Genomic DNA, 13,264 nt, shown 5'->3' on the forward strand with positions numbered 1-13,264 from the left:
GGCTTCCATCCTGTCGGGCGAACCCCGAATCCGTGGCGGTGCATTCTACCGAATGCGGCGTATCTGTCAACTGCTCTTTCTCAGCGAACCGAGAAAAACCCCAACAGAAACAGCGCCTTGCGCCACCCTCACCGCCAACAACGTGTGCCCGTCGTCAGCAGCGGATGCGTACTTTACGGATCGCCAGGCGACTTGGCAAGTCCTTCGTCACAAAAAATTGTCGTAAATGTCATGCCGTCGTCACCCCTTCGCGTGACGACGTTATCCACAGCGGGTTTCCTGCGCCGACAGGCAACCGGGTGTGGATAACAAAACGCCCGCACAGGGCGGGCGTCGATCGATGCTTACGACACGCATATCAAGTCAGCGTGACACGGGCATAGCGTTTCTTGCCCGCCTGGATGATGTAGGACTTGCCGGTGTCGAGCATGCAATCGCGGGCGACGACTTCGCCATCGACCTTGACGCGACCGTTACCCAGCATGTCCTTGGCCTGGGCACTGTTGTTGACCAGATTGGCCCGATTGAGCACCGCCGCGATGGGAGCCTGGGCATTGCCCTCGAAATCGACACTCACTTCCGGCAGGTCTTCGGGCAGTTCGCCTTCCGCCAGCTGGTTGCCCGCCGAGCGATGTGCATTGGCCGCAGCGTCGTCGCCGTGATAGCGCGCGATCAGCTCACGCGCCAGCTCCATCTTGACGTCACGTGGATTGGCGCCAGCGTCGACATTGCGCTTGAGGGCATCGATTTCCTCGTTGCTCTTCAGCGAAAGCAGCTCGTAATAGCGCCACATCAGACTATCGGGCATCGAAACCAGCTTGTTGAACATGGTTCCCGGCGCCTCGTCGAGGCCGACGTAATTGCCCAACGACTTGGACATCTTCTGCACACCGTCGAGCCCTTCGAGCAATGGCATGGTGATGACGACCTGAGCCTCCTGGCCAAAATGCTTCTGGATCTCGCGTCCCATCAGCAGATTGAACTTCTGGTCGGTGCCGCCGAGCTCGATATCTGCTTTCAGCGCTACGGAGTCGTAACCCTGGACCAGCGGATAAAGGAATTCGTGGATGGAGATGGCCTGATTGGCCTTGTAGCGCTTTTCGAAATCGTCGCGCTCGAGCATGCGCGCCACGGTGCTCTGGGCGGCCAGCTCAATCATATCGGCAGCGCTCATTGCGCTGAACCATTCGGCGTTGAAGCGCACCTCGGTCTTCTCGGGATCGAGGATCTTGAACACCTGCTCTTTATAGGTCTGGGCATTGGCCCGGACCTCTTCTTCGGTCAGCGGCTTACGGGTCACGTTCTTGCCGGTGGGGTCGCCGATACGCCCGGTGAAGTCACCGATCAGGAAAATGACCTCGTGTCCCAGCTCCTGAAACTGACGCATCTTGGTCAGCAGCACGCTGTGGCCCAGGTGAAGGTCGGGGGCGGTAGGATCGAAGCCGGCCTTGATACGCAGCTTGCGCCCGGAAGCGAGCTTTTTCTCGAGTTCGTCCTCGAGCAGGATTTCATGAGCGCCGCGCTTGAGCAGCGCCAGCGCATCGGCGACGTCGGTCATCGTACCCTTCTCCACTGAAAACGGTTGTCTGTGCGATTGGGGCGGGATGTTAGCATGTCTTGACTCGGTGGTTGAGCGCTCAGCAAAGGAGGAGTGAGCATGCCCCTATTTGTCGGCCTGATGTCCGGCACCAGCCTGGATGGTATCGACGCAGCACTGGTGCGCTGCGGTGAAGGCCCAGCGGCCTTGATCGATGCCGTCGGTCTCGCCATGCCGGAGACGCTTCGCGAACAGTTGCTGGCCCTGTGCCACGGGCAGACGGTGAGTTTCGCGGAACTCGCCCAGGCGGAAGCCGCCTTTTGTCGGCTTCAAGCCAAGGCAGTCGCTCAACTGCTCATCAAGAGCGGGACCCGGCCCGAGGATATTGCCGCTCTTGGCAGCCACGGCCAGACCATCGAGCATGCGCCCTACGGCTACGCCGAAGACCCTGCGACAGCCTTTACCTGGCAACTCGACAACCCCAGTCTGCTGGCCGAGCTCACCGGCTGCCGGGTGGTCGCCGACTTCCGGCGCCGCGACCTGGCAGCCGGCGGCCAGGCTGCCCCACTGGCGCCAGCCTTCCATGCCGCCCTGTTCAGTGACCCACAGGAGTGGCGCCTGATTCTCAATCTGGGCGGCTTCGCCAATCTCACTCTGCTTCCACCGGACAGCGTCGATGCCTCGGTGATTGGCTTCGACACCGGCCCGGCCAACGCACTGCTAGATGCTTGGCACGCCCGCCATCGGCCAGGCAATTACGATGCCGATGGCGCCTGGGCGGCCAGCGGTCGGGTCGACAATGCCCTGCTGGCCCGCTTGCTGGACGAGCCCTTCTTCCGTCGGCCACCGCCCAAAAGTACCGGCCGCGAAGTGTTTCACCTCGATTGGCTGGAAAGCCACCTGACAGGCCGCGAAGCGCCGGAAGACGTGCAGGCCACGCTGGCCGAGCTGACGGCGTCCAGCGTTGCTTTGGGCGTCGATCAGGCGATGCGTCAGCAGGATGCCTCGGGACCCATGCGTCTGATCCCCTGCGGCGGCGGTGCCCATAACCGCGACCTGCTAGAGCGGCTGACCCGACATTTGCCGGACCTGAGCCTGCTGCGCTGCGAGGATGTCGGCTGGTCGCCGGACTGGCTGGAAGCCGGTGCCTTCGCCTGGCTGGCCTGGCGGCGTCTGGAAAACCTACCGGGTAATCTGCCCTCCGTGACGGGCGCCAGCGGCCCGCGGGTTCTCGGTGGTGTCTACAGCGCCTGAGAACGATAGCCAACATAGATCAGAAATCATCGCCATCGCGTAGTGACAAGTGGCTCGGTGCATCGATGGCGTCGCTCCCTTGCTGTTGTGCACCGGCGCCATACTTGATCGTCATGCGCAGCTCATTGGCCGAGTCGGCATGCACCAGTGCCACGTCCTCGCTGATCTTGCCGGCTTGGTAAAGCTCATAGAGCGCCTGATCGAAGGTCTGCATGCCCTGATCGCGCGAACGCGCCATGACATTCTTGATCTCTCCCACCTCGCCCTTGCGGATCAGGTCGCTGATCAGCGGCGAACGCAGCATGATCTCGATGGCCGCATGACGCCCCTTGCCATCGGCGGCCGGCAGAAGCTGCTGAGCCACCACCGCCTTGAGATTCAGCGACAGGTCCAGCCATATCTGATCGTGACGCTCGGGCGGGAAGAAGTTGATGATGCGATCCAGCGCCTGGTTGGCATTATTGGCATGTAGCGTGGCCAGGCATAGATGCCCGGTCTCGGCGAAGGTCAGGGCATGCTCCATGGTCTCGCGGGTGCGAATCTCGCCGATCAGTATCACGTCCGGGGCCTGGCGCAGCGTATTCTTCAGGGCCACCTCGAACGATTCGGTATCGATGCCCACCTCGCGCTGGTTGATGATGGCGCGTCGGTGCGGATGGATATACTCGATCGGATCCTCGATGCAGATGATGTGGCCGCCCAGCGTCTCGTTGCGCTGCTGGATCATCGACGCCAGGGTGGTCGACTTGCCGGTTCCCGTACCGCCGACCACGAACACCAGGCCACGCTTGATCGAGGCCAGATCGCCCACCGTCGACGGCAGGCCGAGCGCATCGAGGCGCGGAATATCGAAGGCGATGCGCCGGATGACCATGGCCATCTGACTACGCTGGAAGAAGGCGCTGACCCGGAAGCGCCCCTTGCCCTGCAGACTGAGCGCGAAGTTGGCCTCGCGCTCCTCGTCGAAGCGACCACGCAGGTTGTCGGGCAACGCCGTCAGCACCAGCTCGCGCACTTGGGCGATGGACAGCGGCTTGTCGCCCAGCGGTACCAGCTTGCCATTGAGCTTAAGATTGGGCGGTGCACTGGTCGAGATGAGCATATCGGATGCCTGCTTCTCGACCATGATATCCAGTAACTGATCCAGCCACTCTTTCGGCGTCATGCCCGCCTTCCTCCCAGGTATCCCTTGGTCACTATCGGCCGCAGCCGCCTGCGGTTGAATCAATGCGCTTCGGGCAGCAGGCCCTTGGCCTTGGTCTGGGCTTCCTGGCGGGCGACCACGTTCTCCGCCACCAACCGCGCCAGTGCGGCATCCAGGGTCTGCATGCCCTGGTTGCCGCCGGTCTGGATCGCCGAGTAGATCTGCGCCACCTTGTCTTCACGAATCAGGTTGCGTATTGCAGGCGTGGCGAGCAGGATCTCGTGGGCCGCCACACGCCCGCCATTCTGCCGCTTGAGCAGGGCCTGCGACACCACGCCCTGCAACGACTCGGAGAGCATCGAACGCACCATGGCCTTTTCGTCCCCGGGGAATACGTCGATGATGCGATCGATGGTCTTGGCCGCCGAGGTGGTGTGCAGCGTACCGAAAACCAGATGGCCGGTCTCGGCGGCGGTCAGTGCCAGTCGAATGGTCTCCAGATCGCGCAGCTCGCCAACCAGGATCACATCGGGATCCTCGCGCAGTGCCGAGCGCAGGGCTTGGCTGAAACTGTGCGTGTCGCGATGGACCTCGCGCTGGTTGATCAGACTGCGTTTGCTGGTGTGCACGAATTCGACCGGATCCTCGATGGTCAGGATGTGGTCGTATCGCGTTTCGTTGATATAGTCGATGAGCGCCGCCAACGTCGTGGACTTGCCCGAACCGGTCGGCCCCGTCACCAGCACCAGACCGCGCGGCAACGATGCCAGGCGACGAAACACGTCGCCCAGTCCCAGTGTCTCCATGGTCAGTACCTCGGAGGGAATGGTACGGAATACCGCCCCCGAGCCGCGCCCATGATTGAAGGCATTGACACGAAAGCGAGCCACGCCGGGCACCTCGAAAGAGAAATCGGTTTCGAGGTGTTCCTCATAGTCGCGTCGCTGCCGATCGCCCATGATGTCGTAGATCAGCTTGCGGACCTCGCGATCCTCCATGGCCGGCACGTTGAGCCGCCGTATGTCGCCATCGACGCGGATCATCGGCGGCAACCCGGCGGACAGATGCAGATCCGAGGCCTTCTGCTTTGCCGAGAACGCCAGCAGTTCGGTAATATCCATGCGGTCCCCTGCTTTGTTATATAGGTCGAGTCCAGTATGCCAGACGTTCAGGTCCGCGAATCACTCCAGCGTGCGCGACAGCGCCTGGCCGATGCCCTCGAGAGCGCCGGACGCCCCGCCGACGACGCCCGCCTGCTTGCGGTGAGCAAGACCAAGCCCGCCGCGCTGATCCGCGAGGCGTATGCCTGCCGTCAACGCGACTTCGGCGAGAACTACCTGCAGGAAGCCCTCGACAAACAGGCCGAGCTCGCTGACCTGACGGAGATCGTCTGGCATTTCATCGGTCCGCTGCAATCCAACAAGACCCGAGCCGTGGCCGAGCACTTCGACTGGGTGCACAGTATCGATCGCGCCAAGGTAGCCCGGCGCCTGTCCGAGCAGCGCCCGGCCTCGCTGGGCCCGCTGAATGTCTGTCTGCAGGTCAACGTGAGCGGCGAGGAGAGCAAGTCCGGCGTCGAGCCGGAAGACCTCGAGGCCTTGGCCGCCGAGATCGTGGCCCTGCCCAATCTGCGCCTGCGCGGCCTGATGGCGATTCCCGCACCGGCCACGGACATGGCCGCCCAGCGACGCCCGCTGGCCCGGTTGCGCCAGCTTCTCGACACGCTGCGTCAGCGCTACCCTCACGCTCCCCTGGACACGCTGTCGATGGGCATGAGCGACGATCTCGAAGCCGCCATACTGGAAGGCGCTACCCTGGTACGCCTGGGCACGGCCATCTTCGGTGCCCGTGCGCCCCGCCCGTGACACGCACGATACATAACTGCCCAAACGACAGAGGACCCAACGCATGGCAAGCCAAGTGACATTCATCGGCGCCGGCAACATGGCCAGCGCCATCTTCGGCGGCATGATCGATGGCGGCTACCCGGCCGATGCCATCACCGCGACCTCACCAGACGAGACCTTCCTGACCCCGTTGCGTGAACGCTACGGTATCCGCACCAGCACCGACAATGCCGTCGCCGTGGCCAACGCCGACGTGGTCGTGCTCGCCGTCAAGCCGCAGATCATGCATGAGGTGTGCGAAGGCCTGCGCGCGGCGGTACAGGCGCGCAAGCCGCTGATCGTCTCGGTCGCCGCCGGCCTGACCGCGGAGACGCTCGACGAGTGGCTGGGTGGCGGACTTGCCGTGATCCGCTGCATGCCTAACACACCGTCGCTGGTCGGTGCCGGTGCCTCCGGGCTGTACGCCAACGCTCGGGTCAGCGATGATCAGCGTCAGTTGGCCACCACGCTGCTCGAAGCCGTGGGCATCGTCGAATGGGTCGATGACGAATCCCTGCTCGAGGCCGTCACCGCCGTCTCCGGCAGTGGGCCGGCGTATTTCTTCCTGGTCTTCGAGGCCCTCGAAGAAGCCGGCAAGCGACTCGGCCTGCCCGCCGAGAGTGCGCGGCGCCTGGCCCTGCAGACCGGCTTCGGCGCCGCCCGCATGGCCCAGCAGAGCGAGTTCGACCCGGCCCGCCTGAAGCGCAACGTGATGTCGCCCGGCGGCACCACCGAGCGAGCCATTCAGACGTTCGAGGACGGCGGTCTGCGCGAACTGTTCGACAAGGCCACCGAGGCCTGTGCCCTGCGCGCCCGGGAGATGGCCGAGGAGCTCGGCAAGAAACACTGAATCATTTCAAAATTCCACACGGAGGAGCCCCATGGGCAGTCAATTAGGAAGCGCCGGCCTGATGCTGGTCAACACACTGATCAACATCTACCTGTTCCTGCTGATGCTGCGTTTCCTGCTGCAGGCATCCCGGGCCGATTACTACAACCCGCTCAGCCAATCGGTGGTCAAGGTCACCCAGCCGGTGGTCAAACCACTGCAGGGTTTCCTGCGTCCGGTCGGCCGCTTCGACCTGGCGACCCTGGGGGCCGGCTTCATCATCAAGGCCATCAGCATCATCGCCATCGTGCAGATCGCGCTGGGCACCATGCCGCCCCTCGGCGGCGTCGCCATCGCCTCGCTCGCGGCCCTGGCCAGTGCGATTCTCAAGATCTACTTCTTCGCCCTGATCGGCATGATCATCCTCAGCTGGGTGGCACCTCAGGCCAGCCATCCTGGAGCGCTGCTGATCTTTCAACTGGTCGAGCCGATCATGGCGCCGGTGCGCAAGGTCATTCCGCCGCTGGGCATGATCGACCTCTCGCCGATCGTGGTATTCATCGCCATCAATCTGATCGACGGCATCGTGGTAGGCTCGCTGACGCGTGCTGCCGGCGTGTCCGGCGCCCTGGTCGGCCTCTGAGGCAAGCCGGCCGCCTGGCCCCGGCACTCGCCGGGGCCTCGTCGTTTCCCCGGAAACGGGGTCGACGACCCTCAACTCGCCTCATGCTGGATACTGGATAACATAGAGAAATGCCCGACACGCTTCCCGCCGATTCGGTCGGCCTGGTGACGCCCCAGCAGGCGCACTTCGACGAGCCGCTGGCCCTGGCCTGCGGCAAGACGTTGCCGGCCTACGATCTGATCTACGAGACCTATGGCACGCTCAACGTGGAACGCAACAATGCGGTCCTGATCTGTCATGCCCTGTCCGGCCATCATCACGCCGCCGGCTACCACAGCATGGACGAGCGCAAGCCCGGCTGGTGGGACGCCCATATCGGTCCCGGCAAGACCATCGACACCAACCGCTTCTTCGTCGTCTCGCTCAACAACCTGGGCGGCTGCCACGGCACCACCGGCCCCTGCAGCACCAATCCCGAGACCGGTCGTCAGTGGGGACCGGACTTCCCGGTCATGACGGTGGCTGACTGGGTCAACAGCCAGGCTCGCCTCGCCGATCGCCTCGGCATCCAGCGCTTTGCCGCGGTGGTCGGTGGCAGTCTTGGCGGCATGCAGGTAATGCAATGGTCGCTGGCCTATCCCGAGCGCATCGCCAACGCCGTGGTCATCGCCGCCACACCGCGCCTGTCGGCACAGAACATCGCCTTCAATGAGGTTGCCCGCCAGGCGATCCGCTCGGACCCCGACTTCCATGATGGCTGGTACGCCGAACACGGCACCATGCCCAAGCGCGGTCTCAAGCTGGCGCGCATGGTCGGCCATATCACCTACCTGTCCGAGCATTCCATGGGCGCCAAGTTCGGCCGCGATCTGCGCAGCGACGAGCTCAACTTCGGCTACGACGTCGAATTTCAGGTCGAGTCCTACCTGCGTTACCAGGGCGACATGTTCTCGACCGCCTTCGATGCCAACACCTATCTGCTGATGACCAAGGCCTTGGACTATTTCGACCCGGCCGCTGCCCATGGCGGCGACCTGGCAGCGGCACTCGCGCCGGCCAGCTGTCCGTTTTTGGTGATGAGCTTCTCTACCGACTGGCGTTTCGCCCCGGAGCGTTCGCGGGAATTGGTCGATGCGCTGGTGCGGGCCGGCAAGCCGGTCAGCTATGCCGAGATAGAGTCGCCGCACGGTCATGATGCCTTCCTGTTGCCGGATGCACGCTATCAGGCCGTATTCGGGGGATTCATGAAACGCATAGCCCGCGATATCGCACGGGCGGAGGACAAATGATGCGCGCCGATCTCAAGTTGATCTATGACTGGATACCGCAAGGCGCTCGCGTTCTCGATCTCGGCTGTGGCGATGGCACGCTGCTCCAGGCACTGGGCCGCGACAAGGGCGTGATCGGCTACGGCCTGGAAATCGACCCCGACGGGATCACCGCCTGCGTGGAACGAGGCGTCAGTGTCATCGAGCAGGACCTCGACGAAGGACTGACAAATTTCGAGGACAACGCCTACGATCTGGTCGTCATGACTCAGGCGCTACAGGCGCTGCGCCGCCCTGACAAGATGCTCGACGAGATGCTGCGTGTCGCCAACGAGTGCATCATCACCTTTCCCAACTTCGCCTATTGGCGCCATCGCTTCTATCTGGGCTTCAAGGGCTACATGCCCGTCTCCAAGTCGCTACCGCACGCTTGGTACGATACCCCCAACATTCACCTGTCGACCTTCAACGATTTTGAACAACTGTGCGTGGACAAGGGTCTGATCATCAGCGATCGGGCGGTAGGCAACGGCGATCACGAAGGCAACTGGACCACTCGCCTGTGGCCCAACCTGTTCGGCGAGACGGCGGTCTTTCGTGTCAGCCGCGGCAAGCCGACGGCCGACTGAACCCATCGCAGTGAGCCCATCGAGAAAGGACAGCCCATGAAACGGGTATCGACGCCATCCCCTATGGCAAGACTCATCGGCCTGACGCTGCTGTGGCTGCTAGCCAGCGTGGCGCAGGCAGAGCAGGTCGAGCATGTGGGTCGCTACCAGATCCACTACAGCGCCGTGAATACCAGCTTTCTCACTCCCGAAGTCGCGGCGGCCTACGACATTCAGCGCAGCAAGCGCACCGCATTGCTCAATGTCAGCGTGCTGAAAACCCAGCCCGACGGCTCGAGCCAACCGGTCGCGGCCACGGTCGAGGGCCGCGTAGGCAACCTTGCCGGCCAGTCGCAGCCATTGTCGTTCCGCACGATCAGGGAAGAAGGGTCCATCTATCAGTTGGCGGTCTTTCCCATTCAGCGGGGCGAGCCGATGCGTTTCAACCTCGATGTCCATTACGACCGCGACAAGGCGCCGGCCGAGGTGGCTTTCATCCAGCGCTTCTTCGTCGACTGAGCCTGACCGCTACGAAGAAAAACGCTGACGCAACGCGGCACAGGGATCCTCGTGCCGGACGGCGGGGGGCGTGAACCAGGCGATATCGAACGCCGGCCCGTCATCGACACTGTCCGGCAGTGCCGAGAGCCAGTCCTGGCCGGGCGCCAGCTCCACCAACCCCAGGCACAATGGCGCTGGCTCGGCATGCAAGGCCGCGCCGATGTCGCGACGCGCATGAGCACTGCCACAGACCAGCACCGAGGTCGATGGCAGTGCAGCCAAGGCTGCCGCCATGGCTCGATCGCGAGCCACCTGGGCCGCCAGCATGCCATCCAGCATCGACTCGGGAAGTAGGCCGCAATGGCCTTCGACGATCGCCTGGCGCTGTGCACGAGCAACGCGCTCGGGCAAGGATGGGACCTGATTGGCCATGACCAGGGCATGGATCGTCTCGCGAGTCAGGTTGCCGGCACGCAACGGCACACCAAGCTGGAGCGACTGGCGCACCAGCGGCCCGTAGGCGGCCCAGTCCCAGTCCCGCTGCCAGTCCAGCAGGGCCAAGAGTTCGGGCTCCGGCAGCTCGGCCAGCAGAACGCCGGGAACCCCCTCGAGCGTGCGCTGCTGTTCCGGGTCCAGCATTTCCAGCACTACGCCGCCCAGCACGCCTCGTGCGGCCAATTGCGCGATCAGCCAGCGCTCGAGGCGATGATGCTCGGCATTGTCGTGACGCTCGCCGACAATCACGGCCGAGGCGCGGGCCAGTTCGGCCAGCAGCGCATCGCCGGTCAGCCATGTGCCGCGACGCAAGTCGCGAATCCGATACAAGGCATCGTTCTGGCGAGCCGAGGCCAGACCGGGCAGTGCTGCCGTCATGGCCAGCAGGGCCAGGGCGCGCAGGCATTCGCGTCGCTGCATTGCGTTACCTCGCTCGCGGTTTGTCGCCGGTCAAGCTGAACGTCGCCAGCTCACGCTGTAGAGCGACCGGCAACGCTCGACCCAGGCGAATGGCAACCGGCCGTTGCTCGTTGCATTCCACGTCACAGGCATAGGCCAGCACCTCGACACCGGCCTGACTGACCCGCCGCAGCGCCTCGGTGTATGTCGGATCAAGATGTGCGGCCGGTGCCACGTCATCGATTCCGGTATGCGCCACACAGAACAGCAATACGGCCCGCTGGCCATTGGCAGCCAACTGCGCCAGGGTTTCGAGGTGACGCGTGCCGCGCACACTCACTGCATCGGGGAAGTAGCCATGGCCATCCTCCTCCTTGAGCGTGACCTGTTTGACCTCGACGTAGGCGGTACCACGCTGCGGGTCATCGAGTTTGAAGTCGAGTCTGGCTCCCTCCACCTTGGCTTCGCGCTTCAGCCAGGCATAGCCGGCCAGTGTCGGGATATTTCCCGCCAACAGCGCTTCCTCGACGATGGCATTGGCGCGTCCGGTATGCACCGAGGCCAGGGCCGAGCTACCGTCAACCTGCGGCAATTCGATGAGTTCCCAGGTCCAGGCCAGCTTGCGGGCCGGGTTGGTGCTCGGCGCCAGCCACACGCGACACCCCGGCACATTGACGGCGCGCATCGAGCCGGTATTCGGGCAATGCGCGACGACGACCTCGCCATCGGCGAGTTCCACGTCAGCCAGAAAACGCTTGTAACGCCGGCGCAGGATGCCCGGGACGAGTGACGGATAGTTCATGCCGGAGTCGACTGCCGGGCCAGGAAGCGCCCGAGGCGCACCAGGGCTTCCTCGAGGCGTGCAGTCTCGTTGGTGAAGGCGATGCGCACGTGATGCTCACCGCCCTGCACGGCGAAATCGATTCCCGGCGTGATGGCAACGTTCTCCTCCTCGAGCAGACGCTGGCAGAAGGCCCGACTGTCGCGGGTGTACGCCGAGACGTCGAGCCACACGTAAAAGGCGCCCTGTGGCGGCTGCGACGGCGCCAGCCCCAACCGCTCGAGACCGGCCAGCAGCACATCGCGCCGGCAATGCAGCTCACGCCGCCGACGCTCGAGTTCCTCGCGGCATTCAGGACCGAACGCAGCCAGCGCAGCATGCTGAGACGGTGTCGGCGCCGCCAGAAAGACGTTCTGCGCCAGGCGTGACAATGGCTCGACGGCTGCCTCGGGCGCGACCAGCCAGCCCAATCGCCAACCGGTCATGCCGAAATACTTGGAGAAGCTGTTGACCACGAAAGCATCCGGGCTGAGCGCCGCGGCGGATACCGGCGCGACGTCGTAGGTCAGCCCCTGGTAGATCTCATCGACCAGCAGCGTGCCGCCCCGTGCGTGCACGGTATCGATCACCGCCGAGAGGCGTGGCGCATCGAGGGCATGGCCGGTCGGATTGGACGGCGTGGCCAGCATGGCCAGACGCGTGGCGTCGCGCCAGTGGGCATCGATCAGCGCCGCGTCGAGTTGCCAGCCACTGTCGGGCCCCACCGGCACGGCATCGACAGCCGCTTCGGCCAACGCCATGAAATGACGATTGCAGGGGTAGGTGGGATCGGCCATCAGGACTCGATCGCCGCGCTGCACCAGTAGCTGGCTGGCCAGTAGCAGTGCCCCCGAGGCCCCGGGCGTGACGAGAATGCGCGCCGAGTCGATACGCGCCCCGAAATGCTCGGCGTAATGTCCGGCAATCGCCTCGCGCAATGCCGGCAGGCCCGCTGCCGGCGTGTAACGCGTCTGCCCGTTGGCCAAGGCCTGCTGACCAGCGGCGATCACCGGCTCGGGCGTGGGAAAGTCGGGCTCGCCGATTTCCAGATGAATGACGTCATGTCCCGCCGCCTCGCGGGCCTGGGCCTGCTCCAGCAACCCCATGACATGGAAGGGGGCGACGCCTTCGATACGTGAGCTCCAGCTCATGCCGACTCCTTGCCTTGAACCAATGCTGCCTAGTGACGTCAAACCGCCCATCTTAACCGACAGTGGTCAAACTCTGCAGTCATCCGTTCGAAGAGCGGTTGCAAACGGCTGGCTTTTTCGCTAAATAAGCAAGGCTTCGGGTGGGCATGCCACCCAGCAGGTCGCTTTGGCCCCTGTCGTTTCACCGCGACCTGACAGGCCGGGCATCGGCCCAAGTCACTTGAGGAATGAGGCAGCCCCATGCCAGTAGCAGAAAAGAAGGCGGATGCGCCGAAAAAATTCACCCCGTACGAGCCGGCGCCGGGTGAAGAATACATGAACGAGAAGCAACTGGAGCACTTCCGTCAGATCCTGCTCGGCTGGAAACAGGATCTCATGGAAGAGGTGGATCGCACCGTGCGTCATCTTCAGGAAGACGCCAACAATTATGCCGATCCTGCCGATCGCGCTACCCAGGAGGAGGGCTTCAACCTGGAACTGCGTACTCGCGATCGCGAGCGCAAGTTGCTCAAGAAGATCAACGAGACGATCGAGAAAATCGACGAGGAAGATTATGGCTTCTGCGAAGCCTGTGGCGTCGAGATCGGCATTCGTCGTCTCGAGGCGCGTCCCACCGCCACGCTGTGTGTCGACTGCAAGACCCTCGCGGAGCTGAAGGAAAAGCAGCTCGGCGGTTGATCGCCGCTCCGCTTCCGCACGGGCGCCCTCGCGGCGCCCGTTTGCGTTCCGATTCATCAGGCGAGAACA

General features: G+C 63.7%; 15 protein-coding genes. 9 read left to right on the forward strand and 6 right to left on the reverse strand.

Annotation, left to right across the window (positions count from 1 at the left end; all coding sequences use genetic code 11):
• Positions 1–226, forward strand: a 226-nt coding sequence (locus MHM84_RS06405; protein ID WP_239263900.1) for a hypothetical protein, incomplete at its 5' end; no start/stop codon positions are given.
• A gap of 132 nt (positions 227–358) precedes the next feature.
• Here the strand turns inward: MHM84_RS06405 and tyrS are convergent.
• Complete coding sequence (gene tyrS, locus MHM84_RS06410; RefSeq protein WP_239263902.1) at positions 359–1,558, reverse strand: tyrosine--tRNA ligase; 1,200 nt, start codon at positions 1,556–1,558, stop codon at positions 359–361.
• 99 nt (positions 1,559–1,657) lie between these two features.
• Here tyrS and MHM84_RS06415 point away from each other — a divergent pair, with 99 nt between their 5' ends.
• On the forward strand, positions 1,658–2,791 hold the full coding sequence (locus MHM84_RS06415; protein WP_239263905.1) for an anhydro-N-acetylmuramic acid kinase: 1,134 nt from the start codon (positions 1,658–1,660) through the stop codon (positions 2,789–2,791).
• A 19-nt stretch (positions 2,792–2,810) separates the two neighbouring features.
• On the opposite strand, the gene MHM84_RS06420 is transcribed toward MHM84_RS06415, so the two are convergent.
• Both MHM84_RS06420 and MHM84_RS06425 read right to left on the reverse strand, forming a co-directional pair.
• Positions 2,811–3,956, reverse strand: coding sequence for a PilT/PilU family type 4a pilus ATPase (locus MHM84_RS06420; protein ID WP_239263907.1), 1,146 nt, complete (start codon positions 3,954–3,956; stop codon positions 2,811–2,813).
• Positions 3,957–4,015: 59 nt separating this feature from the next.
• Positions 4,016–5,056, reverse strand: coding sequence for a type IV pilus twitching motility protein PilT (locus MHM84_RS06425; protein WP_239263910.1), 1,041 nt, complete (start codon positions 5,054–5,056; stop codon positions 4,016–4,018).
• Between the two features lie 36 nt (positions 5,057–5,092).
• Here MHM84_RS06425 and MHM84_RS06430 point away from each other — a divergent pair, with 36 nt between their 5' ends.
• The 6 genes from MHM84_RS06430 (at position 5,093) to MHM84_RS06455 (ending at position 9,670) form a co-directional block, all read left to right on the forward strand.
• Positions 5,093–5,800, forward strand: a complete 708-nt coding sequence (locus MHM84_RS06430) for a YggS family pyridoxal phosphate-dependent enzyme (RefSeq protein WP_239263912.1) — start codon at positions 5,093–5,095, stop codon at positions 5,798–5,800.
• A gap of 43 nt (positions 5,801–5,843) precedes the next feature.
• Entirely contained in the window at positions 5,844–6,671 is an 828-nt protein-coding gene (gene proC / locus MHM84_RS06435) for a pyrroline-5-carboxylate reductase (RefSeq protein ID WP_239263915.1), read from the forward strand.
• A 31-nt stretch (positions 6,672–6,702) separates the two neighbouring features.
• Positions 6,703–7,293 carry a YggT family protein gene (locus MHM84_RS06440; protein ID WP_239263918.1) on the forward strand — a complete coding sequence of 197 codons (591 nt, stop codon included), beginning with the start codon at positions 6,703–6,705 and terminating at the stop codon, positions 7,291–7,293.
• A gap of 110 nt (positions 7,294–7,403) precedes the next feature.
• Complete coding sequence (locus tag MHM84_RS06445) at positions 7,404–8,564, forward strand: homoserine O-acetyltransferase (protein ID WP_239263921.1); 1,161 nt, start codon at positions 7,404–7,406, stop codon at positions 8,562–8,564.
• On the forward strand, positions 8,564–9,172 hold the full coding sequence (metW, locus tag MHM84_RS06450) for a methionine biosynthesis protein MetW (protein WP_239265259.1): 609 nt from the start codon (positions 8,564–8,566) through the stop codon (positions 9,170–9,172). The genes MHM84_RS06445 and metW overlap by 1 nt, the downstream gene beginning before the upstream one ends.
• 36 nt (positions 9,173–9,208) lie before the next feature.
• Positions 9,209–9,670: a DUF4426 domain-containing protein gene (locus MHM84_RS06455; protein ID WP_239263923.1), complete on the forward strand. Its 462-nt coding sequence runs from the start codon at positions 9,209–9,211 to the stop codon at positions 9,668–9,670.
• A 9-nt stretch (positions 9,671–9,679) separates the two neighbouring features.
• On the opposite strand, the gene MHM84_RS06460 is transcribed toward MHM84_RS06455, so the two are convergent.
• From MHM84_RS06460 to MHM84_RS06470, 3 genes are read right to left on the reverse strand one after another with little or no spacing between them, the layout of a single operon-like run.
• A complete protein-coding gene (locus MHM84_RS06460; protein ID WP_239263926.1) occupies positions 9,680–10,567 on the reverse strand; it encodes a ChaN family lipoprotein in 888 nt (295 codons plus the stop codon).
• Between the two features lie 4 nt (positions 10,568–10,571).
• Positions 10,572–11,348, reverse strand: coding sequence for a DNA/RNA nuclease SfsA (gene sfsA / locus MHM84_RS06465; RefSeq protein ID WP_239263929.1), 777 nt, complete (start codon positions 11,346–11,348; stop codon positions 10,572–10,574).
• A complete protein-coding gene (locus tag MHM84_RS06470) occupies positions 11,345–12,517 on the reverse strand; it encodes an aminotransferase class I/II-fold pyridoxal phosphate-dependent enzyme (protein WP_239263932.1) in 1,173 nt (390 codons plus the stop codon). The genes sfsA and MHM84_RS06470 overlap by 4 nt, the downstream gene beginning before the upstream one ends.
• A 240-nt stretch (positions 12,518–12,757) precedes the next feature.
• Here MHM84_RS06470 and dksA point away from each other — a divergent pair, with 240 nt between their 5' ends.
• Positions 12,758–13,195, forward strand: coding sequence for an RNA polymerase-binding protein DksA (gene dksA, locus MHM84_RS06475; protein ID WP_239263935.1), 438 nt, complete (start codon positions 12,758–12,760; stop codon positions 13,193–13,195).
• Positions 13,196–13,264: the final 69 nt, after the last annotated feature.

The sequence above is a fragment of the Halomonas sp. McH1-25 genome, assembly GCF_022348165.1.
Taxonomy (GTDB): domain Bacteria; phylum Pseudomonadota; class Gammaproteobacteria; order Pseudomonadales; family Halomonadaceae; genus Modicisalibacter.